Origin of the sequence: Pantoea sp. USMM079 (assembly GCF_037153115.1) — a bacterium.
GTDB lineage: Bacteria > Pseudomonadota > Gammaproteobacteria > Enterobacterales > Enterobacteriaceae > Pantoea > Pantoea communis.
In genome coordinates this window covers 624,152-648,660 of record NZ_JBBCKX010000001.1, presented here as the reverse complement: position 1 = coordinate 648,660, position 24,509 = coordinate 624,152, and the positions used below count along the sequence as shown (strand labels likewise).

General features: G+C 50.2%; 25 protein-coding genes. 8 read left to right on the top strand and 17 right to left on the bottom strand.

The genetic code is table 11. From position 1 onward, the window contains the following. Positions 1–20: 20 nt before the first annotated feature. Positions 21–1,013: a 2-hydroxyacid dehydrogenase gene (locus WFP70_RS03125; protein ID WP_034821521.1), complete on the top strand. Its 993-nt coding sequence runs from the start codon at positions 21–23 to the stop codon at positions 1,011–1,013. Positions 1,014–1,029: 16 nt separating this feature from the next. Here the strand turns inward: WFP70_RS03125 and WFP70_RS03120 are convergent, their stop codons facing one another. Beyond that, positions 1,030–1,302, bottom strand: a complete 273-nt coding sequence (locus tag WFP70_RS03120; protein WP_034821326.1) for a putative hemolysin — start codon at positions 1,300–1,302, stop codon at positions 1,030–1,032. A gap of 188 nt (positions 1,303–1,490) precedes the next feature. Here WFP70_RS03120 and WFP70_RS03115 point away from each other — a divergent pair, with 188 nt between their 5' ends. Beyond that, on the top strand, positions 1,491–2,147 hold the full coding sequence (locus WFP70_RS03115) for an MgtC/SapB family protein (RefSeq protein WP_034821327.1): 657 nt from the start codon (positions 1,491–1,493) through the stop codon (positions 2,145–2,147). Between the two features lie 136 nt (positions 2,148–2,283). After that, positions 2,284–5,811 carry a pyruvate:ferredoxin (flavodoxin) oxidoreductase gene (gene nifJ, locus WFP70_RS03110; protein WP_337022571.1) on the top strand — a complete coding sequence of 1,176 codons (3,528 nt, stop codon included), beginning with the start codon at positions 2,284–2,286 and terminating at the stop codon, positions 5,809–5,811. 37 nt (positions 5,812–5,848) lie between these two features. Here nifJ and WFP70_RS03105 read toward each other — a convergent pair whose 3' ends face one another. Together WFP70_RS03105 and WFP70_RS03100 are read right to left on the bottom strand one after the other, a co-directional pair. Next, positions 5,849–6,049 carry a DUF2767 family protein gene (locus WFP70_RS03105; protein ID WP_034821329.1) on the bottom strand — a complete coding sequence of 67 codons (201 nt, stop codon included), beginning with the start codon at positions 6,047–6,049 and terminating at the stop codon, positions 5,849–5,851. Positions 6,050–6,733: 684 nt separating this feature from the next. Then, positions 6,734–8,152 (bottom strand): hypothetical protein, encoded by a 1,419-nt coding sequence (locus tag WFP70_RS03100; protein ID WP_337022570.1) that lies wholly within the window; start codon positions 8,150–8,152, stop codon positions 6,734–6,736. Positions 8,153–8,822: 670 nt separating this feature from the next. Here WFP70_RS03100 and WFP70_RS03095 point away from each other — a divergent pair. Continuing rightward, complete coding sequence (locus WFP70_RS03095; RefSeq protein WP_337022729.1) at positions 8,823–9,215, top strand: YgiW/YdeI family stress tolerance OB fold protein; 393 nt, start codon at positions 8,823–8,825, stop codon at positions 9,213–9,215. A 98-nt stretch (positions 9,216–9,313) separates the two neighbouring features. On the opposite strand, the gene WFP70_RS03090 is transcribed toward WFP70_RS03095, so the two are convergent. The 5 genes from WFP70_RS03090 to WFP70_RS03070 form a co-directional block, all read right to left on the bottom strand. Beyond that, positions 9,314–9,487, bottom strand: a complete 174-nt coding sequence (locus WFP70_RS03090) for a hypothetical protein (protein ID WP_337022569.1) — start codon at positions 9,485–9,487, stop codon at positions 9,314–9,316. Positions 9,488–11,181: 1,694 nt separating this feature from the next. Next, positions 11,182–11,454, bottom strand: a complete 273-nt coding sequence (locus tag WFP70_RS03085; RefSeq protein WP_337022568.1) for a hypothetical protein — start codon at positions 11,452–11,454, stop codon at positions 11,182–11,184. A 17-nt stretch (positions 11,455–11,471) separates the two neighbouring features. Continuing rightward, positions 11,472–12,734: a translesion error-prone DNA polymerase V subunit UmuC gene (gene umuC / locus WFP70_RS03080; RefSeq protein WP_337022567.1), complete on the bottom strand. Its 1,263-nt coding sequence runs from the start codon at positions 12,732–12,734 to the stop codon at positions 11,472–11,474. Beyond that, on the bottom strand, positions 12,734–13,156 hold the full coding sequence (gene umuD / locus WFP70_RS03075) for a translesion error-prone DNA polymerase V autoproteolytic subunit (protein ID WP_337022728.1): 423 nt from the start codon (positions 13,154–13,156) through the stop codon (positions 12,734–12,736). Before umuD ends, umuC begins: the two co-directional genes overlap by 1 nt. A gap of 1,237 nt (positions 13,157–14,393) precedes the next feature. Next, positions 14,394–14,627: a DNA polymerase V gene (locus WFP70_RS03070; protein ID WP_337022566.1), complete on the bottom strand. Its 234-nt coding sequence runs from the start codon at positions 14,625–14,627 to the stop codon at positions 14,394–14,396. A gap of 378 nt (positions 14,628–15,005) precedes the next feature. On the opposite strand from WFP70_RS03070, the gene WFP70_RS03065 reads away from it, so the two are divergent. Next, entirely contained in the window at positions 15,006–15,218 is a 213-nt protein-coding gene (locus WFP70_RS03065; protein WP_337022565.1) for a DUF2116 family Zn-ribbon domain-containing protein, read from the top strand. 396 nt (positions 15,219–15,614) lie between these two features. Next, the gene (locus WFP70_RS03060; RefSeq protein WP_337022564.1) at positions 15,615–16,229 is read left to right on the top strand and encodes an Ail/Lom family outer membrane beta-barrel protein; all 615 of its coding nucleotides are present in this window, start codon (positions 15,615–15,617) and stop codon (positions 16,227–16,229) included. 35 nt (positions 16,230–16,264) lie between these two features. Here WFP70_RS03060 and WFP70_RS03055 read toward each other — a convergent pair whose 3' ends face one another. The 8 genes from WFP70_RS03055 to WFP70_RS03020 form a co-directional block, all read right to left on the bottom strand. Beyond that, positions 16,265–16,696: a tail fiber assembly protein gene (locus WFP70_RS03055; RefSeq protein WP_337022563.1), complete on the bottom strand. Its 432-nt coding sequence runs from the start codon at positions 16,694–16,696 to the stop codon at positions 16,265–16,267. Beyond that, positions 16,696–18,108, bottom strand: coding sequence for a gp53-like domain-containing protein (locus tag WFP70_RS03050; RefSeq protein WP_337022562.1), 1,413 nt, complete (start codon positions 18,106–18,108; stop codon positions 16,696–16,698). Before WFP70_RS03050 ends, WFP70_RS03055 begins: the two co-directional genes overlap by 1 nt. Positions 18,109–18,174: 66 nt before the next feature. Next, positions 18,175–18,837, bottom strand: coding sequence for a hypothetical protein (locus tag WFP70_RS03045; protein WP_337022561.1), 663 nt, complete (start codon positions 18,835–18,837; stop codon positions 18,175–18,177). Continuing rightward, positions 18,838–19,956, bottom strand: coding sequence for a baseplate J/gp47 family protein (locus tag WFP70_RS03040; RefSeq protein ID WP_337022560.1), 1,119 nt, complete (start codon positions 19,954–19,956; stop codon positions 18,838–18,840). An 11-nt stretch (positions 19,957–19,967) separates the two neighbouring features. Then, positions 19,968–20,333, bottom strand: coding sequence for a phage tail protein (locus WFP70_RS03035; RefSeq protein WP_337022559.1), 366 nt, complete (start codon positions 20,331–20,333; stop codon positions 19,968–19,970). Positions 20,334–20,336: 3 nt separating this feature from the next. Then, positions 20,337–20,948: a baseplate assembly protein gene (locus WFP70_RS03030; RefSeq protein WP_337022558.1), complete on the bottom strand. Its 612-nt coding sequence runs from the start codon at positions 20,946–20,948 to the stop codon at positions 20,337–20,339. Then, positions 20,945–22,060: a type IV secretion protein Rhs gene (locus tag WFP70_RS03025; protein ID WP_337022557.1), complete on the bottom strand. Its 1,116-nt coding sequence runs from the start codon at positions 22,058–22,060 to the stop codon at positions 20,945–20,947. The genes WFP70_RS03030 and WFP70_RS03025 overlap by 4 nt, the downstream gene beginning before the upstream one ends. A 1-nt stretch (position 22,061) precedes the next feature. Continuing rightward, complete coding sequence (locus tag WFP70_RS03020) at positions 22,062–22,967, bottom strand: hypothetical protein (protein WP_337022556.1); 906 nt, start codon at positions 22,965–22,967, stop codon at positions 22,062–22,064. Between the two features lie 86 nt (positions 22,968–23,053). On the opposite strand from WFP70_RS03020, the gene WFP70_RS03015 reads away from it, so the two are divergent. Then, on the top strand, positions 23,054–23,482 hold the full coding sequence (locus WFP70_RS03015; protein WP_337022555.1) for a hypothetical protein: 429 nt from the start codon (positions 23,054–23,056) through the stop codon (positions 23,480–23,482). 31 nt (positions 23,483–23,513) lie between these two features. Beyond that, positions 23,514–23,699: a general stress protein gene (locus tag WFP70_RS03010; RefSeq protein ID WP_337022554.1), complete on the top strand. Its 186-nt coding sequence runs from the start codon at positions 23,514–23,516 to the stop codon at positions 23,697–23,699. 64 nt (positions 23,700–23,763) lie between these two features. Here WFP70_RS03010 and WFP70_RS03005 read toward each other — a convergent pair whose 3' ends face one another. Then, complete coding sequence (locus WFP70_RS03005) at positions 23,764–24,426, bottom strand: thioredoxin domain-containing protein (RefSeq protein WP_337022553.1); 663 nt, start codon at positions 24,424–24,426, stop codon at positions 23,764–23,766. Positions 24,427–24,509: the final 83 nt, after the last annotated feature.

The window sequence follows — 24,509 nt, the reverse complement described above, 5'->3', positions numbered from 1 at the left end:
CATTTTTCAGGAGCGAAATAATGAAAGTTGCGGTTTACAGCACCAAACACTACGACCAGAAATACTTTGAACACGTCAATGCCAGCTTTGGATTTGAGCTGCAGTTTTTTGACTTCCTGCTGAGCGAAACCACGGCCAAAAATGCGGCGGGCTGCGATGCGGTGTGCATTTTCGTTAATGATGATGGCAGTAAAGGGGTGCTGGAGGAGCTGGCGGCACTGGGCGTGAAAACCATCGCGCTGCGCTGTGCCGGATTTAATAACGTCGACCTTGAAGCGGCTGCCGCCCTCGGTTTGCAGGTGGTACGCGTACCGGCCTATTCGCCGGAAGCGGTGGCTGAACACGCGGTGGGGTTGATGATGACGCTGAATCGCCGCATTCACCGCGCCTATCAACGCACGCGTGATGCTAACTTCTCGCTGGATGGCCTGACCGGTTTCAATATGCACGGCAAAACGGCGGGTGTGATTGGCACCGGTAAAATCGGTGTGGCGACCATGCGCATCCTGAAAGGCTTTGGCATGCGTTTACTGGCGTTCGATCCTTATCCAAGTGCTGCTGCACTCGAACTGGGTGCCGAGTATGTCGATCTGAAAACGCTGTTTGCCGCATCCGATGTGATTACGCTGCATTGCCCAATGACGCCTGAAAATCATCATCTGCTCAATGCACAAGCCTTTAATCAAATGAAAGATGGGGTGATGATCATCAACACCAGTCGTGGTGGCCTGATCGACTCACAGGCAGCCATTGATGCGCTGAAGCAGCAAAAGATAGGTTCACTCGGTATGGATGTGTATGAAAATGAGCGCGATCTGTTCTTTGAAGATAAATCGAACGATGTGATTCAGGACGATGTGTTCCGTCGCCTGTCAGCCTGCCATAACGTGTTGTTCACCGGCCATCAGGCATTCCTGACAGCCGAAGCCCTGACGGCGATTTCCGAAACCACGCTCAGCAATTTACAGCAGCTTGAACGTGGCGAAGACTGCCCGAATCAGGTGAAAGCGTAAAGATGTGGCGCCTGCCTCAGCGGGCGCACTGTCCACCCATCAGCGCCTGCTCGTCACAACGACGGCCATTGGCTAACTGACACATGCCAATACGCGATCCATCCAGCTGTCGTGAAAACGCCAATGTTCCCCCGGCATTACTGCAATTCACTTCGGCCATAGATGCCATAACAACATGCGGTTGAACGTGTGCTGCGGTAGCCTGTTGCGGTGGTTCGTCATCACTGTTGCTGCTGCAGGCAGAAAGTAACAGTGCTGCACCGGCCAGCAGTAAGGTAGCGGCTTTCATCGGTCGGGCTCCGGGGAGTTGGGCGTTAAAGAGCCCCCAGCATATGTCAGGTGCGTTAAGGGATCGATAGGCGACACAGCTTTTTACAAATTTTTTTATCGCCTTTTGCAAGCAGAATTATCCTGATTGGACCTGATCAGCCTTTTTTCACCGAAACAATCCTATTTATCAATGCATAAGGAGGAATCATGCTAACAGACATGTTGATCCGTATTGCGCTCGCCGGCATTTTGGGTGGATTGATTGGCCTCGAGCGTCAGATGCGCGCCAAAGAGGCCGGATTACGCACCCACATTTTGGTGGGTATTGGCAGTGCCATGTTTATGCTGGTGTCTAAGTATGGCTTCGCCGACATGCTTGATAGTGATCACGTGGCGCTGGATCCCAGCCGAATTGCCGCACAGGTCGTAAGTGGGATGGGCTTCCTCGGCGCCGGTACCATCATCATCCAAAAACAAGTGGTCAAGGGTTTAACCACCGCCGCAGGTTTGTGGGTCACCGCCGCGATTGGCCTGGTGATTGGTAGCGGCATGTATGAAATCGGTATTTATGGCACGGTGCTAGCGCTGGTGGTGTTAGAAACTTTCCGTCGAATTAGTCATTGGCTGATTGGCCGCCATCACACGCTAATGGTGCACCTTAAACCCAAAAGCGTGCCGCTGGTGTTGCTGGTGCTGCAACGCGAGAATATCCGTTACGGTCACATTGCTGTGGTAAATCGGGATGAGGAGAATGGCCTGTGTGAACTCAGCGTTGAGGTGACGTTGTCACGCAGTGCCGCTATTCACACCATCTACGATAAAGTGATGGAAATCAAAGGCGTTCAATCATTAGAAATGATGTAAAAATCAACAACCTTAGATGGCAGTGCGCTCACCTGTCGCCACCACACAGATGAAAAAGTCCGACCAAATTGCTTTGCTAAACTGAATCATTACCCCCGTAAAGTTTCGGGTTTCTCAGCGTAGCAAAGGACGATTTATGATTACCGTCGACGGCAACGGTGCGGTGGCTTCGGTCGCTTTCCGCACCAGTGAAGTGATCGCCATTTATCCCATCACGCCCAGTTCCACCATGGCGGAACTGGCCGACAGTTGGTCTGGCGAAGGTCGCCGCAATATCTGGGGTGATATCCCTCGCGTGGTGGAGATGCAGTCAGAAGGCGGCGCGATTGCTACCGTGCACGGTGCGTTACAAACCGGCGCCCTTTCCACCACGTTCACGTCATCGCAGGGCCTGCTGCTGATGATCCCGACGCTGTATAAACTCGCCGGGCAGCTGACGCCGTTTGTCCTGCACGTTGCTGCGCGAACTGTTGCCACGCATGCGCTGTCGATATTTGGCGACCACTCTGATGTGATGGCGGTGCGCCAGACCGGTTGCGCACAACTGTGTGCTTCCAGCGTGCAGGAAGCACAGGATTTCGCGTTGATTTCTCAGATGGCTTCACTCAATAGCCGTGCGCCCTTTATCCACTTCTTCGACGGTTTCCGCACCTCACATGAAATCAACAAAATCGTTCCTATTAGCGATGAAACCCTGCAAGCACTGATGCCAGCACAAGCGATCGCAGAACATCGTGCACGCGCACTGACGCCGGATCGTCCAACTATTCGCGGCACCTCCGCCAATCCTGATACCTATTTCCAGTCACGCGAAGCCACTAACCGCTGGTATGACGCCTGCACCGGCCATGTTGAAGCCGCTATGGACGCGTTTGCCGCTAACACCGGCCGCCAGTATCAACCGTTTGAGTTTTATGGTCATCCGCAGGCTGAGCGCGTGATAGTAATGATGGGTTCGGGCTGCGGCACCGCCGAAGAAGCGATTGATGTTCTGTTGCAGCGCGGCGAAAAGGTCGGATTGGTGAAAGTGCGCCTCTATCGTCCGTTCTCAGCGGCGCATCTGATCAAAACTCTGCCTGCTTCGGTTCAGCGCGTGGCGGTGCTGGATCGCACTAAAGAGCCCGGCGCACTGGGTGAACCGCTGTTCCTGGATGTGATGACCGCATTGGCTGAAGCCTTTAGCTGGGGTGAACGCCCGACGCTGCCGAAAGTGATCGGCGGACGCTACGGTCTGTCATCGAAAGAGTTTGCCCCTGATGCCGTGCTCGCTGTGTTCCGTGCGCTGCTGCGTGAACAACCGCCCGCGCGTTTCACCGTGGGTATTTATGATGATGTCACGCACTTATCGCTGCCGATGGAGGCCAACATCGTGCCGAACCGGGCACGACTGGAAGCGCTGTTTTACGGTCTCGGCAGTGACGGCAGCGTGAGCGCCAGCAAAAACAACCTGAAGATCATCGGCAATGCCACGCCGTGGCACGTGCAAGGCTATTTCGTTTATGACTCGAAAAAAGCGGGCGGCCTGACCGTTTCGCATCTGCGCGTCAGTGAACATCCCATCCAGTCGGCGTATCTGGTGCAACAGGCTGATTTTATTGGCTGCCATCAGCTGCAGTTCATCGATAAATATTCGATGCTTGATCAGTTGAAACCGGGCGGCATTTTTCTGCTGAATACGCCTTATGCCGCTGATGAAGTCTGGTCACGCCTGCCGCAGGAAGTGCAGAGCCAGCTTAATGACAAGCAGGCGCGGTTTTATGTCATCAATGCGGCGCGTATTGCGCGTGAATGCCAGCTCGGTGCGCGCATTAATACCGTGATGCAAATGGCGTTCTTCCAGTTGACGCAGATTTTGCCCGGCGACAGTGCATTAACCGAACTGCAAAACGCCATTGCACGCAGTTACAGCAGTAAAGGCGAGGAGCTGGTGCAGCGTAACTGGCAGGCGCTGGCGATGGCTAAACAGGCGCTGGAAGCGGTGCCGCTACAGGCGGTTGATCAGCAAAGCCCGCACCGCCCGCCGGTGGTATCCGATAGCGCACCGGATTTTGTCAAAACCGTCACCGCCGCCATGCTGGCAGGATTAGGCGACAAATTGCCGGTGTCCGCACTGCCGCCAGACGGCACCTGGCCCGTTGGCACCACACAGTGGGAAAAACGCAACATCGCCGAAGCGATCCCCATCTGGCAACCCGACCTGTGTACGCAGTGTAATCACTGCGTAGCAGCCTGCCCGCACGCGGCGATTCGCGCTAAAGTTGTTGCGCCTGCAGCCATGGACTCAGCACCCGATTCACTCGCTTCTCTCGACGTCAAATCACGCGATATGCGCGGCCAGAAATACGTGTTGCAGGTAGCACCGGAAGATTGCACCGGCTGTAATCTGTGTGTCGAAGTGTGCCCGGCCAGCGATCGCCAGCATCCGGAGATAAAAGCCATCAACATGCAATCCCGTCTTGAGCATGTTGAAACTGAAAAGGTGAATTACGATGCGTTTCTTGCGCTACCGGAGATCACGGCGGAACAGCTGGAACGCATTGATATTCGCACCTCACAACTGATCACCCCGCTGTTTGAGTATTCGGGTGCCTGTTCCGGCTGTGGGGAGACGCCGTATATCAAGTTGCTGACGCAGCTGTATGGCGATCGCCTGTTGATTGCCAACGCCACCGGTTGCTCATCCATATATGGCGGTAATCTCCCCTCCACCCCTTACACCACTAACGCTGAAGGACGCGGACCGGCATGGGCCAATTCCCTGTTTGAAGATAATGCTGAATTCGGGCTCGGTTTCCGCCTGAGCGTTGATCAGCAGAAACAGCGTGCGCTACGTCTGTTAGATCAGTGTGCGCCACAGTTGCCTGACGCTTTAGTGGCAGCATTGAAAGAGGAAAATGTCCTGCCCTCTGTTCGTCGCGAGCTAATCGTTGAACTGCGTCAGCAGCTGGCGGCTTCATCATCAGCGCACGCAGGCGAATTGCGGGTTATCGCCGATGCGCTGGTGGAGAAATCTGTCTGGCTGATTGGAGGCGATGGATGGGCCTATGACATCGGCTATGGCGGTCTTGATCATGTGATGAGCCTGAGCGAAAACGTCAACGTGCTGGTTCTCGACACCCAGTGCTATTCCAATACCGGCGGACAAGCCTCCAAAGCCACGCCGCTCGGCGCAGTCACCAAGTTTGGCGAGCAAGGGAAGCGCAAAGCACGTAAGGATTTAGGCGTTGCCACCATGCTGTATGGGCATGTGTATGTGGCCCAAATTTCGCTGGGCGCGCAGTTGAATCAGACGGTGAAAGCGATTCAGGAAGCGGAGGCCTGGCCCGGCCCATCGCTGATCATCGCCTACAGTCCGTGTGAAGAGCACGGTTACGACCTCGCCTACAGCCATGAGCAGATGCGATTGTTGACCACCAGCGGATTCTGGCCGCTGTATCGTTATGACCCTCGACGTGCAGAACAAGGTAAAGCGGCACTGGCGCTGGACTCTCGCCCGCCCACCTCGGTGCTGGAAGAGGCATTGATGAACGAGCAGCGTTTCCGCCAGTTGCAAACCCGTGAACCGGAAGCCGCCGCGCAGATCTGGCAGGATGCAACCGAAGCCGCCAATCAACGCTATCAAAGACTGGCGGAAATGGCCGGTAAAACAGAGAAAAGTGACTAAATGAACTAAGCCCGGCGCGCTGGCCGGGCTTAATGATTTAACAGGGTTGAAGCTGAATAATTGCCATCTCAACCGCGCGATTGGGCGAGCCGGTTAACTCCCGATAGCGCAGTTGCAGATTACGCAATTCTGTCGCTACCACCTCTTTTTCTGTTGCTGATCCACGCTGTGCCAGCTCGAGATAACATTGCCCGACTAGCCGGCACGCTTCTTCAAAAACCATGTCGTACGTTTGCATCTGCCTCTCCTCACCTTTAGAAACTAAAAAAATACTTCATCCATCCTGTCAGGCAGCGATGCGCACAATCTTTACCCAGATCAATAAATGGGCATATTGTTCTGGCAGAGTGTGCGGTTTTATCGCAGGAATCCGTGAAAAGAGATCACATCAGACTGGCATTCGCCTGCGCAATCCGTACCATACGCACTCATGTCATAAGGGTTTATTGCCGCTGAAGCTTTATTCAGCCGCCAACGACCCTTGCGTTCATTCTCAAGCGTGAAAATAATGTCAGAAAATCAAGAAGTAACGAAGAAAGAACAATATAATCTGAATAGATAAGGCAATTCGGCTAAGTATCTGGCTAGTTTAAAAATTCATTGAATATCACTCAGTTATCTTACCGCCTTAGTACGCTATCGTACTCCTACTGCCATTATTAATACCCGTTTTAGTGCCCTAATTGAGTGTTTTGCCCCTGTTTTTGCCCCTTCTTTCCTCCATCCGTAAGTAAAGTGTTCCCCCCCAGTTATTGCTTTTTACCCATCAGTGGATATATAAAATTCATGTTGTAGGTATTCGTACTCACTTCACTGCCTGTTTGCATTTTAGTTGGACATCACCAGCGATAATCAGCACTAAGTTGACCGGCAGCTTTGTGCCAACAGCGGACGCACAAGGCGGGTGCGTCCTTTTCTTAAGCTACATCGGGCTCTTATAAGGGGAATGAGAATTTTTGAAACGCGGTTGTTCATGCTTCGGACTGTAAGTTCTTGCATCATCATCTATCACAACTTTACTTCCAAGAATATCTCTAGCCTCTCCTAACGACCACACAGTTGAAAGATCATTAGTCAAATTTCGATAGAGAGCACGAAAACCTCTGGGTTTTTTAAGATCATATAAAAACTCAGGGACTTTAACTCTGAAGTTAAAGGCTGGTAGTTTTGGAAGAGAATTAAGAGCTGCAACAGTGTTGTAAACATGTACAAGCTTAGTTACAGGTACACCTTGTCTAGTCTTAAGTCCATACTTAATTCGCATATCATTTGATTCTTTTGAAATTTCAGTAAGTAATGAACCTACGGCCTTATTAGCTTGAGGCAATTCATTTTCATCAAACAAGCGCCTTATTTCCCGCATTTTCTCACGAGCCCTAATAAATTCGTCATTGTTCCTTATATTATAAGCCGCCTCAACAATACAACTTGGATCACCAGTTTCTTTTGCGAGCCATGCCGAAAATAAAGGAAGCGAAGTTGCAGTGGCTACTGCTTTACCACCAGATTGAATATCAATTAAATCATGACTTAGCGAAGTGGAAAAATGTTCCACGATATGTTTAGCATAGTCAAAACCATACTGACAGTTTTGGCTTAAATATGTTTGTTGATACGCCTGACGTAATGGGTATAAAAAAGTATCTGCTTGAAGGTGCTTAGCTGTGAGGGAATAAAATACTGATCGATTAGCCAGCCATACAAGTGAGGCAACGAATGCCTTGATTGCATCTGTTGCTTCACCAGCAGATGTACCATCACCCCATCTTGCTCCGGGAACTTTGTAGCCCTTGCGAATAGGGTTGCCAAATCGATCGAGGAGTTCAACATCGCCACTTGTTCTATTACCAGACTCAGCAGCATCCCCTAGTTCTGAAAAAATGGCGGCAGCTATATTACCATATTTTTCAAACTCCCTACCTCCATCAGAGAGATTCTTCAGTGTTAGATGATAAACACTTGAACTAATGTCCCATGTACATATGATATGTGTCTGAAGAAGTTCAATTAGTTTTTTAAAATCGTCATTAACAAATGTTCCGCCTCTAATTTTAGGTTGTAATGCATCAGCGATTCTTTTTGCTTCACTTTCAATTGCATCCAGACCATATTGTGCTTTATCAAGAAAGGAAATCTCTTTGAAATTTGAAATCCTACCTTCACGATACTCTGGAATATAATCATCCACCGCGATCATACGATCATAGAACAAAATTGACTGTATATAGTTCTCGAAAGCGATTATATCTGTATCTACCGAGTCCTTCGATTTGGTTTTGACAAGCCCCTCTATTCTTTGGACTGCAGTTAAAGTTGAATTATCAATCAGTGCGTATGTCATTTAAATTCCTTAAATAAACAAAACCAGTAATGATCACCCAAAAAATCAATAATCTTATTTCATCGAAATCATTTTTTTAGCATATATCATTTTATACACGCTAGAAAAGTGATCGCTGAAAATAGTATTGACCACATTATCAGAGTTTCCATCGAAGATAACCGAAATCTTTCTCGGTAGCAGATATCGTAAGATTGGCCGTTCCTCGCTCATAGCTGACCTTAGATCTCACGTGAACTTTATCGATGTCCGCAGACATCAACTTTTTCGCCAGTCAGTCTCCCAACCGCCTCTATTGCGTCTGGATCACCATGCCAGGCCATGCAACTTAAACAATCTCCGCCACAGTCTAAATTCAATGTGTCTGGTGTTTTACTCATTGGCTGATTACAGGTCTGGCAATTGTTTTCTTTCACTGGAAGTGGCATCCGATTTTGACTTTCATTTCTATGTTACCTGACATATCACTCTTATGTCCGCAGTTCGCTCTCAACAGTCATTCGGACGATGCTTCGTCAAGCACCTCAACCGCTACGGCCAAATCAAGTTGGTGGTCGTCAAGTTAAATGCAAGTGAGTACTCAAGCCAGATGCAATTACGCATATAGGCCCGGTTACTTTCGTTATGATGTGCCAGGCTTAAAGACGATGCCTCATCAATGGAGATTAAAATGAATAAGGTTGCCTGGATTGCAGTGATGTTGCCTCTGAGCTTTGGTGCTTACGCCGAAACGGGCGGTTTTGAAGCAGGTAAAACGCCTCCGCCGCAGAGTAAAGAGGATGCGGGCTATAAAGGATCGGAAGATACTGGTGAAACGCCTGTGACGCTTATTAAAGACTTTCGCCAGGGCGGATACGTAACATTGGAAGGTTACATCACTAAAAAAGTGAAAGGTGACATCTATCAGTTCCGTGACAGTAGCGGCACGGTCAACATTGACGCTCCGGTCAGCACCTTTAAGGGGAAAACCTATAACGCTGAAGACAAAGTCCGCGTCAGTGGAAAGGTCTATGGTAAAGGGGAAAGTGCGCACCTTAAGGTGGCCAGAATTGATGAACCCTGAACCCACATCAAACGTCATAGTTGCGCAAGTTTAGCTCTGAGGGTGTAACCGGATTATTCTTCGACATGATGAGCCGCCCCCTGGGGCGGCCACGGACCTTAAGGTTCTTCAAGTTTCTCACTGATGATACGGTAGCCCATATCGGTCAATTCGCCGTATGTCATGGGTTTATCATGTAGTGGTTGCAGCCATCCTTCAGGGGGATTATGTGAAAGTAACCAGACTTCCGGATCTTCCTCCCCTCGCTTTAGCCAGTAATAACCTGCTTCCATTAGTAAATCCTCCAGAGTAACCGGCCTGCTTAACGAGTATTCGAAGCTCTAACCGGGTTTAATCGGCCACGACCCGGAGGCGGTGATGACCGAAGAATAACTGTGTGTCTTCCTGCTGCGCGGCTAACGATCGCTAAATTGTGCTGCACATTTTCACGTCATGAACAGCATTATTGTTCAATTCAATGACACATAGCAGTGTTATCGCCTTACAATCGATGGATTATCTGACACAGACAAACTATTTAACACGCTAAAACACCATTAAATCAGATCAAATACGTTTAAGCCTAAGCGTAGGCCACATACAGCGATTTCACACAATATTCATTGTTCTCAATCTGTGTGAAAAAAAAGCATCGACTTCTCATATACCTAAATCAGGATAGGCTGAACATTCCACGCTTTCACTTCTCCCACGCCCCAGTAACGCATTCTGGCTTCTCTGGACTTTTACTGAATGCTCTATCAATGGCGAGTGACTTGAAAAAATTTGTCAGGATTAGCTTCGAAGCTTACGGTGGCGGATTAGTAGCAATTAAGATGGCCTAACTACGGAGTAAAGAGGTTGAAGGATGTAAGGATTCGGAACAAACGGCAGAGGCGCCGGTTACGCTGATCTAACATTTCCCTCACGGGGCAATGTGTGTTTTGAGGGGAAAATTATTTAAAGTGAACAGGGGCACCTATCAGTATCGTAACCGCAATGGCACGGTAAACCTTAATGCTTGAGGGGGTTGTGGAAATATTGAGTCATGACCCTGTTTTCCCGCTTCGCATGCAATCCCCTTATCACGAACTAAACTAATTTTTATCGCTGCCACTTTCCTGTGTAAGCGATAAAACTCCGATTGATCATGATTCGCACTCTTTGTGCAAGCCCGGCTCGCCACCAGCCCCGGGCTTTTCTTTTGTATGAAGCTTTCATATACACTTCGGATTTTCTGAACCTTCAGGAAATTCATAACGAACAAAATAGGAACGTTTTAAAAAACTATCAAATCAGAATTACTAACCGGACTGGAAGTGCCTTTATTATCCCAAACTTTGCCTGCGATTTAATTCACTCGCGGTGCTACCTTTTCTCCTGCATGGTCTACATTTGTCTGTAAATAAAATTCCTCCTGAATGAGAAAACAGGTCCCATTGAGAAACCTGACGATTCCTGCACTAACGACTGTGCTTTTGCTCGCAATAATTTTTCTGGTACAGGCACAATGGATTTCCATGATGTGGTAAATCGTCTTATCATGGCAGCACAATAAAAAGACAAAAGGTTATTAGACACTTTACGCACAGGCTGAACTCAAGGGCAGCCTGTGCTTTTTTTGCATCGAGGCCTGAAAATATGATGAAAAGGCTACTTTCATGAGTGACACGTTTGCATCAATTCACCTCAGTTAAAGGAATCAGACTCTCCACCGGAATATTTTCTTGCGTTTAGATCGTCTGTCCATTGGCCTTCTTCCACTCCCCCCTGACTGAATCTCCTTCTCCCAGACATCATTTTACGACGTCACATCGACTAATCTCGCTCTTTACTGCCGCTTCGCTAGCGTTTAATCAGTACCAGCCTATCTTCAATAGGTCGCCTTTTACTTCCCTGTTCAGACGACACTACTCTCATTGGAAATGTTTGGCATAGATTGATGCCGCCCGGGGGACTGGACTCTCCCGGGCTTTTATTTACTGCATCACAAACTATCTTGCACTTTTATGGCCGTGACCTCATGCGTCACAACGCCAAAGATAGCCATATCTTCCAGTAAATCATCTTCCAGAATCAGTCCTTCATCCGTTATGACCCGGTGTGGATGTGTGTAAAAGTTTCCCCACTCATACATACCTGACATATCCAATAAAACAGTGTCCCCATTTTCCGGCCGGAGTTCCTCATCAATGATGCAAGTCCGCCCTCTGAATTCGATCAGATAGCGGGTCTGACTTGTGCGTAAGAGTTGCTGCAACGGGCTCAGCAAAAACGTCACTTCGCAACGGGAAGGTCCGAAAAGCGCGTGGTGTACGCGGGTGACAGCATGTCCCGTTTCATGGCCCATGTTTTCTGCATCCCCTGTCCTGCAAACCATAATTTCCCCTTTCCACTCTGGTTAAGACCGTCAACGACACGCATCAGCACTTCACTGTTAACCTGGGGCTTGAATTCGTCAAAGAGATTGAGCTGAGAAACGCCCTGGCTGTAGAAATCACCGAGCATCACGCCTGCTTTCATAAAGCGGCATCCATCCAGCCAGATGCGATCCAGTGACTCCATGGCGACGCGGATAATGTCCCGCGTGTCGTTGGAAGGTGTCATCAGCGTGCCCATAGCCTGATTACCGTAAAATGTCTCCCCCACCGCGTGGGGGCTGGTCCGGACGAACACGGCGATCTGCCGGCAGTACTGCCGTTCACTTCTCAGCTTTTCGGTCGCGCGCTCAGCATACGCGCATACCGCCTGACGCATGTCCTGATAGTCTGTGATGCGTGATCCAAAGGAACGCGAGCAGACAATCTGCTGTTTCGTGGGCGCGAACTCCTCCAGTTCGAGACAGGGTTCGCCGCGCAGCTCCCTCACCGTCCGTTCCAGCACCACATTGAAATGCTTCCGGATGATATAGGTACTCTGCTCTGACAGGTCTTTGGCGGTGATAATGCCCATCGCATTGAGCCTTTTGCTGATGCGCCGGCCAACACCCCAGACATCTTCAACCTTCACCAGCTCCATCAGCTTGCGCTGACGATCTGTGTTGGACAAATCCAGCACGCCACCGGTCTTCGTCCACTTTTTGGCGGCGTGATTGGCCAGCTTGGCCAGCGTTTTGGTCGGTGCGATTCCGACCCCGACTGTCAGGTGCGTATCGCGCTTCACGCGCGCGCGAATTTCACGCCCGTACTCCTCCAGCACACGGCAGTTACGTACCCCGGTCAGGTCCATAAAAGCTTCATCAATAGAGTAAATTTCAACTGAGGGTGCCATATCTTCCAGAGTGGTCATCACTCTGTTACTCATGTCGGCGTACAAGGCGTAGTTGGAACTGAATACGTGAACTTTATGACGCCTGAACTCGTCTTTGAGCTTGAAGTACGGTGCCCCCATAGGCAGCTGCAGGGCTTTCGCTTCTGCCGATCGCGCGATGACACAGCCGTCGTTATTCGAGAGCACTACCACCGGCTTACCGCGCAGATCCGGCCTGAACACCGTCTCGCAACTGGCATAAAAGGAATTCACATCCACGAGGGCAAACATTACCGGCCCATCGTTTTAATGGAATGACGCACCACGCCGAAGATTTCAAACTGATCGGCATCGGGGATCGGAATGATCGCATGCGCGGCGTTCATCGGTTTCAGGTGCAGGAAGGGTCTGGTCATCAGCTGCTTGACCGTGAACTCACCAGAAATGGCGGCCACGATGATGTCTCCATGTTCCGCCGTAACAGAACTGTCGACCACCAGCATGTCACCGTCGTTGATCCCCCCTTCAATCATTGAGTCGCCGCTCACCCGAATGAAATAGGTCGAGCTGGGATGACTGACCAGCAGATTATTCAGGTCAAGCCGCTGTTCGACATAGTCCTGGGCCGGGGAAGGAAAGCCACAGGGCACCCGGGCGATGAAGAGCGGTAACTCAAGGATGGCGCGAATGTCTGCAGGTCTGAAGAATTTCATAAGGGTGATCTCAAAATTACTGTATACATAAACAGTAATATCTAACACCGCTTTTAATCAAGACAAACTGAGCAGGAATTTAAGAACCTGTTGGTGTGGATAGAAATTTTGTTACCTGCCGATGGAGGGTGCTAAAAAAGCGCGTGGTGAAATTCTACACCTCTCGTATCAGGACCATACCATTTTAAACAAACAGGTCTGACGTGATCCCTTACACGACGAAACATCGCGCTGACTCGCTTCGCTTAACTCACTGTAAATCATCATTAATCAAACAATAAATAATGCCTTATTGGAAATATCTGGAATTTAATGGGTTTATCTAACACATCCTACCACCCACTATTAATTGGTCTATGTTGTGTGGGTCAATCATTGATTGGCAGCACAGCACACAGGATGCGTTTCATACGAGAGAGACATTCCTTAGCCACTGCTTTTTTGCCCGCCTTGTGCGGGCTTTTTTTTATTCATCAATACCGCAACACTGCATCTCAGGGTTGAAGACTGAAAGCCACCTGAGTCGGATGTTGACTCTGCAGTTGCCTGTTATTTCCCATTTCAGGTAAAACATCGTCATTTCACCAACGGCTTCGCTTTTGGTCATTTATGTTGTGCACTACGCTTAATGTGCAAAATATCTGTCCTGCTATGCTGCGACAAAAGTGTCATGTTCAATGAGTGAATATGAATACGACAGTATCGGTAATTCTGCGATGACCGAATGTGCGGCATGTCGCAGTGCCTTCACTGTTAAGCGCTTATAACTAAGGTGACTTATGGATGTTTCACCAGGATTCGTTGTCGTAATGAATATCATGGCTGTTGCTGTGCTGGCGATCGGCCTGTCAGAGTATCTGGACTGGTTTTGAAGTGCTTAAACCTGAACTTTGCAGGACACAACACGATAAACGTATTCATTGCAAAACCGCCCGTGACATTTAGCGGTGGGTGATGAATTCGGGTGGGTAATTCATCGATTCAAATTCTCGTGGTCAGACAGACTGGAGGTTGAACATGCGATACCTGATCATACCGGCCGTCACGACTGTGCTGGTTCTGGTGATTGTGTTTCTCGTACAAACTCAGTGGGGACCTACGCCCTGGTGACTCGACGCATCAGAGCGGGCAAATAAAAATAACAATGTGATGTCAGCACTCTGCATGAACTGGACTCAAAGCTGGTTCATGCTTTTTTTTGGCCTCTTCACTCCCCCGTAATCAGTGTCCTGCGGATTTATCCGTTGGGATTAAAGACCTGGAAAATCCTCTCTTCGCCTTCCCTCACAGAGATATCTCTGAACGTTGTCGTGTGCATCTCGATCCATTTGTTGGCGGCCCGCAACGAATAGTGCCAGTTAAGGCGATCGAGCTCCTTCACAAAGTCGAGCGTGGAGATGGTGTAACGGCCAGCGGCATCGCGTTTTACCGCCTGCCTGAAGGCAATCATGATTTCATAGTCGCGGGGCATGTGGATGCCCTCCAATCAACACTGTACATAAACACAGTATTGATGAGTTGATGATGCTGATCAAGCCGTTTGGTTTGAGTCTGAAGTAAGGTTGCTGAATAAAAAGGAATTTAAGCGCGAGGAGAACTTTTAGCTGAGAAGAGGCGAGATGAGGAAATTCCATAACCTCTCTTTTCGGCGGGTCCATTATGGCTGAAGGGGGTTATGTCACGTCGGTGAATCGAGTGAAAAAGCAGCGAACACAATGCTAATTAAAGGCTTGAGCCGCTTGTTCTGAACAAATGAACTAAGCTGAATGTCTACGCAAAAATGACATCTGAGAACTGAGGCAGAGAAGTCCTCAGTGATACAACACAATGACCACAAGGATTTTGATTTATGGACGACGTTGACCTGGCTCAGGAACGTGAAGAAGCACATCTGGCGGCATCTTTGTCTGCCCGAATGCCACGCCTGGTGAGTCGAAATGGTAACTGTATCTGGTGCACTGATGAGCCAATAGTGGCTAACACCGCTTTCTGTTCAGCAGAATGTGGCGAGGATTATCATAAGCACCAGCGTGAGATGAAGCAGAGAATCATGGCTGACTGATCATATTTAAGCGACACCAAAACAATTGCGCTGGCCTGAGGAAGAACCGAACCGTTGAACTACTCACCCAGTCTGGAGTCTGTGACAGCCAATGGCTCGGTGATTCAGCCGCAATCATAAGGGATGCCCGGCATGAACACCGGGGTCTTTAATTGTATATTTAATACTCACAAAAATGCCGATTATTTGCTCTTAATTTTTAAACCTGATCGCTCTGTTTAACAATTATTATATACCTTTCAGTTCAGGCCATTAACTTTCCTGAATAAGTGCGCCCTGATATTTAGCAAATAGCTTATTATCAGGATTATGAATTCCCGCTTACACATACTATCCCTTCCTTAAAACCACTGAGCATCAGTTCGGCGCTCAGCTTTATTAGCACTAAGGGGAAGTATGTTGGTCAGGAAAGTAATATTGGCTGCGATGGGGGCAGTAATGCTTTGTTCATCAGCAATGGCAGAAGAAATGTCCGGCCGCACTACTTTGTCTCTCGGTTATCAAAGAGGCTACATTAAAGGCTTTGGTAAACTGCACGGAAATAATATTAATCTTCAATACGAAACAGATTCTCCATGGGGTGCGATGGGTTCTTTCACTGCAATGAAAAAAGAATGGGGGGATGACAGTTTCTCTCAAGAATACAGAAAGAAAAGTATATGGAATACAACGGACAGATTAGACGATATCAGAAATGCCAAGTATTACTCGGCCATGATAGGACCAACTTATCGTCTTTCAGACAAAATCAGTTTTTTTGCCTTGGGGGGGATTTCGCACTCAAAGGTCGATAATCCTCTGAAAGTATATCCAGGCGATGCACACCATAAACCCGGTAATATGAAAAACGGTTCTGAGTCGTCGAACAGATTCGCCTATGCTGCAGGTGTAACGGTTAATGCCACTGACAACCTGGCACTGACAGTGGGTAATGAAGGCTCAAGTGCCTCTTTTGAGGTGAAGAATCATCCGATGAGCAGCATGTTTGTGAATGTGGGATACCATTTCTGATCACTTAACCTATGGCTCATGCACAATGGGCCATCTCATTGTATATCTGGCGGTTCAGGCCACTGTTCAGGCCCTTCATTACGACATGTATATCTGTAAACTTCAGCGAGATGCTTTTTCCATGCAATGAGTTTGAGGTTCTCATCGTCAGTTAACCCGTAAATCTCTTTTACAACGTTTAATTGCCGAATTTCGGCATCCGCTATATTAAGTAACGCTTGCTTCTTTTCCTCATTCTCTGCAGCGAGATTTGGATTTAGTTTCCGTTTTACATCAACCCAGCAAGGTTTTCCATTACCCTGCACCCCTAATTCTTTGCCAGAAGGAGGAATGCTGCTAAATTCCCTCCAGGTTTCATCCGTCACTTCAATAATATCATCCACCCAGTTGGTATACTTAAGATAAACACTCTTTTCTTCCATCCAGAAAAAAGATTTTGTAGAAGGGCTAAATCCAAATGTCATCATTACATTCCAAAAGCCACCCAAAAAAAGCAAACCTCACCAGAGCCGAGATGAGGCATGAAACTTACATTGTTTACATTCGTGACATACATATTATCTGTACTGCGTTTATTTTTTCCACCTTGCGAGAGGTGTACGCTAAAACACGCCACCGGAAATTTAACAGGAAAAAACATTTTACCCTTGTCATGTGAAAACGTTCCTTTTCCACCCTGTATTTTTAAGCCGCTACTAGGGTCTCTGAAGCACCAGGCGTCCTTATTTTGATACTTTTTAGACTTGGAGGCCTTTAGCCAGATAGATAGACTCCCCTTCCAGCACGGTCCTTTTACGTCACCTTCCGTTGTCACTTCTGCCTCACCCATCTGAAGCGCCTTGCCGATTTTTACCTTTCCACCAATATCCACGTCGCCTGTGATTTCACCGCCGGCAATAGGAAAAAAGCGTTCATCGGCTTCATGCCGGCTATAACTGTCGCTGGCCGAGCACAAAATCCAGGCGCTGAGCGTGCTGTTCCATTCGACTTCAACGGTACTTTCCTGACGAATCTGGTCTGCTTTCAACTCACCGTGTTTCGTGGTCAGGATGCGGCTTTCCGGCAGTTGGTCAACAGCTAAATAAGAGGGGCCGGTATTACTGCGTCGCGCACGAAAATACAACCGTATCCCATCGTTGAGTGACCTGATTATGGGCCTGAAACTGACCTGATAGTGGTTTTCGGTGCCAGTGTCCTCACCATAGGTCAGTTGACGTTGCTGGACCGCAGTCACCAGCCCTTCTTCTGGTAAAAATGGTGCGCCCGGAGCCTGTGTGATAAATCGGCCTTCAATAGACGTGGCGCCATGGGGAACTGAAATCACCCAGGCTGCAACATGACCGTTGTCTGGCGGTGGCGTGAGCTGCTTGCCCGTGGCCGCAGGGATCCCTGGCCTGACGCTGACAATACACTTACCCGAGCGAATGGTTTTCTGTGCAGTACCCGTGTTGTCAGGGCCGCTGTAAGCCACTGCCGGGTTCGCAGCATTGTAGTAAGGCAGCACAGTAGGACCGATATCTTCGTCGCTGTAAGCCACCTGAATAAGATAGTTAATGCTGTGGTCAGACGTTACCGGTGCAGGTAAATGGAACGTTTCCGACGCTGCCTTTAACCCCTGCTTCAGTATCACCTCTGTATCAGGAGGCAGTGACGAAAAGGCGACACCATCCACACTCTGCAGACTGTAAATTTGTCCTTCACCCACCGTGACTTTCATCGGCTCTGTAATGACCGGCTTGCAGGCCAGCCCACTGAGGTATGTGTGATGCCCAAGGAGGGCTGAAGCAAGTTTCGCTAAGCCAATCATGGCAAATTTGTTGGTATTCAGTAGATCCGTTTCAAGTGGGATAGCCCCGGGATAAACAATCTGACGATCCATGAAATATTCCTCAAAAAAAGGCCACCTGAGGGTGGCCATCCAGATGTAATCTGGTGTTAAAAGCGTTCACTGTATTCGCACCCATACGAGGGTGCCTTCCAGTTTCGTTGCTGCGATAGCCTTAAAAATCTGCTCATTTGTGATAGCACCAGCGACCTGCTCATCAGAGACGTACTGGCCCCTTGAAGGACAATGGTAGCCTGATGAGGGGGTACGATAGCCCGCGACCCAGGGGATGCCCGATTGCTTCGGCCGATTTACCGTGATAAATCCCTGGTACGGCAATAGGCTCGAACCATAACCGCCAGCCATGCCGTACCCTGTGTGCGATTCACCGTAAGCACCGGTGTCCAGCGGACACTGAGGCTCAAAAATCCTGGGAGGGCTACCCGTGAGTTCTTCAATTAACTCACTGATGGCATGACGCGTCCCCGCCGCGCGAAAGAGCGCTATCGTGATCTTCCGCCGAAACTGTTCGTCAGACAGGCCTGCGGATCGAATGAGACGATGACCGAAGAAATCCCAGGCGGCCAGATCAAGCCAGCCCCCTGTAGCAGAACGGATGCGTGTCTGGTCACGGGCGTAGAGGTATAGGGAGTAGCACCAGGATAAAGTGCTGGCAGCTGCCGACACCACAGCCTTCAGTGTCGGGCTTTCTTCCGTAAACCAGCCAGGGGGAAGCAAACCACAAAGCCTTTCGTGGATGTCATTTGTATCGCCTTTTCCCATTTAGCTCACCGTGATATCCCCTGAACGTATCACTTGCCGACTTGTGGCCGGCATGTCTGCAATACCGTTGTTGAGCCTCAGCTCGGACACATTGACCACCAGCGGGCTGGCTCCGTAGGCAACCCTTACCAACTGGGTGTAAGCAAGGATATGGCCCAATTGAAGTCTGTTGATATAGTCATGGAGAGCCAACTTCACTTTACTCTTGATCTCCCCAGCGTTCGCATAAGCTTCCGTTTCTACCCTGAGGCTGATATTGGCTTTAAGCACCTCCGGGTGTAACACGCCAAATGTAATGGTAAATCCCCGAACTGCATCGATTGAGGCATGGACTTTTTCTATCAGCGCATTTGATGAGGGATCGCTGCCGTCATCAATTACGGCATAAAAGTATCCCGGCTTAGTCAGACCTTCCGGTGTCTGGTTCTCAGTTAACGTCCACGATACACATCCCGGAACTGTACTAATGGCATATTCGATGGCCGCTCTGGTCCCTCTTGCCAGAGACGCAATCCATTGGATAAAACGCGCGCGAAAAGCCTGATCGCTTTCCTCATCTTGACCCGCAGCCATCGGCGAGGTGTTAATAACGGTATCGACAAAGGGAATCGACCCGGAAATTACAGTAACCATACCGGCGAGCACATTGCCCGCTGCGCCGGCACGTATCGCCTTTACCGGTACCAGAATGGAACTGACCCCTGAAGCGATGACATAGCCATTCAATTCAGCACTAAAAGCGGTGTTTCCCCTTTCAGGGACCACGGCGTAGACCTGAGAGCCATCCTGCGTTTTCACTTCTGCGCCCACATTTATCACTGCCTGAGTGGTCGCCGTGAAACGGCTAAACGCCACCTGCCCTTCAGCCAAAGTAGCGCCATGGCGAAAGAATCCAAAATCGGCCATCCAGCTGTCGAGGTCTTCTCCTGAGCAGGTCGCGGCACGGGTGGTGACCAGAAGTTTGACAATAAGGTGCTGGATCCACATAGCCACGCCGGCATTAGACTCCGCAAGCGAACGCAGAATGCTACCGATTGAGAAGTCCACCAGCTTCGAGGATCGTGCATGAATGGCCGTGAGCTGGTCACTCACCAGTTGAGTGAAAGATTTAATATTCATAGAGAGATAATCTATCGGGTGACATTAAAGTGAAGTGATTCCTGCATCCCCGTCATTGCATCGGTATAGGCAATCGACACGCTGACGCCGCCCTGTATCAACGTGAGCTTTACCGTCGGAGGGGGATGGTGGGCGACCGCTTCTTCCAGCAGCATCTGTCCGCTGATCAGCGCTTTCCACTCGCCCGGTTTAACGGGCTCACCCACTTTTTTGCCCAGACCAGCACCATACCCAGGGTGAAAAAGATATTCGCCCGGATTGTTGAGGAGCCGTCGAAGAATGCGTTGTTTCGTACGTTCACTACCTGTAGCGGTGCGTAGATCGCCCGTAGAGGAAAAATCAATATCTCCCCCCGTATAGTGATAGATGTCATGCATGGGTTAACCTGGCTGAGAAAACGTCATTGGCTTTTTGGGTGGGTCGGTGAAATTGCCCTGGCCTTTTTCAAGATGAATGTGGCCATTGTAGACAGTACGAATACGCTGAATGGCACCATACCGCCCGTTGTTGTCGAAAATATCCTTCACCACTTTCAGGTTTGCATCAACGCACACGTCACCGCCGGTAAAGTGATGCACCGGTGCGTCATAGGTGAGCTTCTTTTTCGCACTCAGCAAGACGTCTCCGCTGTTCAGAAACTTCAGCAGCGAGCCGCTCTGGTGGATCAACCAGAACTCGCCTGAAGGTGGTCCCGGACACCGGTCTTCGTCGTTATAAAACTGCCCAACCGCCATGCCCACGCCCGCCAGGCCGGAATCAAATTCGACCTCCGCCACCGCGCCGATCATCGGTCCGGCAGCCATGCCCCAGGCATTCCCCACCCAGGGCGAGCTGAGCGGTATCCAGCCGGTTTCCTCCCCCGTGGGCTGAAGCTGTATCTTTACCGCGTAAAGGTCCGGATCGTAGGCGGTGACAATGCCCTGCCGTGTGCCGCTATCACCCGCCGCACTCTGGCGCGCCGTGGCCGCCATGATATTCAGTAACGCCCTCACCGTTGGAACTCCAGCGCCGGACTGTGGTTTTTACCCGAGATGTGCATGGTGTACCCCGTATCCCAGCTTAGCGTGCGTCGGACTCGATCGCAGTGATACAGTTGATCGAACGGGCTTTGCGTCCCCTCGATGCGCACCCGCGTGCCAGGCATCAGCAGATTGTCACCTGCCGTTGAACACGTGAATGTCATCTCATGCTGGATCACCTGTCGGTAAATGGATTGCGCCAGCGCGCGGGCGGCCTCCGGCGTCAATCCATTACGGATAACACGATAAATTTGGGTATTCGCCGTGGCATGGCCCGGTGCGGTGCCATTTGTAGGCTGCGGATAGGTAGCAATAAACTGCTTATTTTTGAGACGGGCATTCCAGCTCAGAACTTCGACCGTCACGCCCCGTGCTATTGTGAGTGCGCGGGAGAAAGAGAGATCATCAGACGTATTGCACTGCGGACTGGCCTGCGCGTCGGGTGTCTGCCAGCGGATGACATAATTGTCTGCCCCGGCATCCTCCTTCACCGGCTCGAAATGGAGGTCGTCGCCGTTCACATACACCGAAAAATTTTCCATGGCAGCCAGCGTGGTGATCAGGTCCCATTCGGTCTGTTCACCAGTGAGGTGCGCCGTGTCTATCTGGTAAAACTCCCCTACGCGCGCTTTAGTCTCCGTAATCACCGGCCTCAGACCATGTCGTCGTGCCAGCGTGGCTGCAATCTGAGAAGCCGTCAGGTTTCTGAAGCTTTCCCCGGTAGTTTTCGCATCAATCAGTTTTGCTGTGAAATCACGCCCTTCTACCGTGATGGCAAACCGCGCCGGATCATACTGCCAGCTATCAATATTGCCCGTGATAAGCCGCTTCTCATCCGTCCCTTTCCGTGTCGTGATGGTTGAAAACAGCGTGACCTGAACGGTGGTCTGCCTTGCCCACCAGTTGAGCAGCTGCATGTCAGTCGGCAACGCAGAGAGAGCCAGATTCAGATCGAAGGTGGCCGCCCCGCGGAACGCATGGTTTTCCACACTGAACGACACGAATGACACTGCCCTGTCGTTTAAAAGACAACGCCCGCTGACATGGCGGGCGTGCGAGGCGATAAGGGGATTGTTGACGTCCATTTTATCCTGAGGGATGTCGTGGAATTTTCAGCGTGTGAATGCCGCTGAGCTTAGGATCATTAAGATTGTTCGCCTCGGCAATGCTAGTCCAGAGTGCCGCGTCACCGTACTGATCGGACGCTACCTGGTACAGATTGCCGCCCGACAGCGTCACCGCCTTGATGCCCTCCACTGAGCGCCCCGCGTTCATGTTCTTATTTAGTCGCCCCAGCACATCCTGCATACGATAAAGCGCGGGGATCTGCGTGGAATGATGTAACTGAGCGAGGACATTGCTGACGGTTTTCGAGATCGGATTGCCGGGCACCAGTCCCCCCAGAGAGGTAATTGCGCCTGCAGCGGCTTCAAGCAGTGCCAGCTCGTGCTGAATAATGTTACGCGCGGCGATCAACGGCCGGACTATAGCCTGAATCTGCACCACGGTTGCCTGGGCAAAGTCTGTCACCTGTCTGACCGCCTCATGCAGGTCTTTCACCGCCTGTGTGACTGCATCCAGATTGATGATCCTAGCCAGACCGAGGGCGCGGCCCAGGTCGCTGTTAATCAGCTCCCGCAGTGCCCCGGTGAGCGCATCCACTTTGTCGGGTGAGCCGTCATTACTGACCACGGCTACTTCAATGGTGTAACCGCGGCGCCAGACAAACTCGTAGACCGCGCTAAAGGACGTAATCACCACCGTAAAGCGGTAACCATCCAGCGTCATCATCAGCGGGTAGCCGGCATCCCGCATACGCTCGAGTTCGCTGATCCGCTCGCCAGCCTGAGCGCCCGTCATGACACCAGACCAGGTCAGCGGCTGGTATTCGGTACCCAGCACGTCAATCACGCGCCGTCCGCCGATCAGCTGGTGCTGCACTGTCTTCTGCCTGGCTGCGATGGCCAGACGTTCCGGGACTTCGAAGTCCATGAATTCGAAGTCGCCCAGCATCAGTCGGGTGACCGTCGGGTCGATACCTTGTGCGAAGGAGGAAAGGGCATTCAGGAACGACATAAGTGATTGACCCGGTTTATGAACTCATGACTGCGTGGCAAGTTTGTTCAGAAGCCCCTTTAACTGACAAGGGCCGTAAGAGTATGTTATCCGGTCGGTTGATTGGCACTTTTCTGCATTTAGCGCTGCTAAATTTTACCGCTTCGCATGCATTCTCAAATTTTCTGACTAACATTCAATTGCCTCTGTTACTCCTCGTGATGGAAGTACGCACTTTGGAAATGTTGGGCACAGGATTGTGCCAGCCCGGTTGCCACCCTTTCCGGGCTTTTATTTCCTTCGCGCGTTCGAATCCGCCCGTCTCAAACTCCATTTCGCTTAACTCAAATTCTTTCGATATCTATGATCTTCATCAATTAATTAGCCTGCTATCTGTGTGGAAAATCCCTCTCGCTTGGCTAAAATTTTTATCGTTACTGGCTGGCCCTTAAATCTTATGGAACCCTGAAATGAGGTCTGACTATGAGTGAAGTAAAACGTAGAGGTGGCGCAGGCAATTTCGCCAACGATCCAGAACGTGCAAGAGAAGCTGGCAAACGCGGAGGACGCGCCAGCGGTGGCAACTTCAGGAATGATCCTCAACGCGCCGTAGAGGCTGGTCGAAAAGGAGGCAGCGTCAGTCGCCGCCCTTCTAATCCGTCAACCTGATTTGCTAAGGGATCATTAGCCAGGGACTGGCCCTTAAATCCCTTCTTCTGGAGCTCAAAACGTATTACACGTCTTTTAACGCAGCTGTAACTGCTCTCTCCAACTCTTCATACGGAACCGCACCAGAAATTACACGATCGCCAATGAATGTTGTCGGCGTAGCTGAATAGTGCAGTTTTCGAAGCAACGCTTTATTCATATCTATGATGTGTTGTGTATCGGGCCGGTATTTACTCAGTTTCACGCCGGCAGTGCTTAATGCGTAATGAATACGCTCATCGCCAGCCATGGCACTCGATGCCATCAGCGCGCGATGGAAGGCATGAAACTTTTCCGGTTGCTCGATCCAGACCGTCAGGGCCATACGCGTGGCGGCTGTTGATGCCCCCGAACCATATGAAATCAGCTTGTATGTGATGGCTATCTGGGGATGAGCCTTAAGCAGTTTTTCCAGATTAACGTCGAATTGCTGGCAATGGATGCAGTCATAATTTACGAAACTGACAATTCTCAGTACCGGGTTTGTAGCCCCTACCACGGGCGACAGGGGATCATTTAGTAACTTGTTTTGAAGCAATGCTTCAACCTGAGGCGTGCTGGCAAGCGGTAACGCCGCAAGATGGGTTGATAAAGCGGTGTCTTCGGATTGCCGCCACAATTGGTCGGTTGCCGCAGTGACTGAGGCGGCACCCATCAGCAAAAATGTCGTCATGAGTTTTTTCATCATTCCCGGAATCCTTATCTCAAAGCTTATTACCCGACGTTTTCGTCTGTAAGCGTGGCGTTAATGAAATCACCCACAGCTGCTCA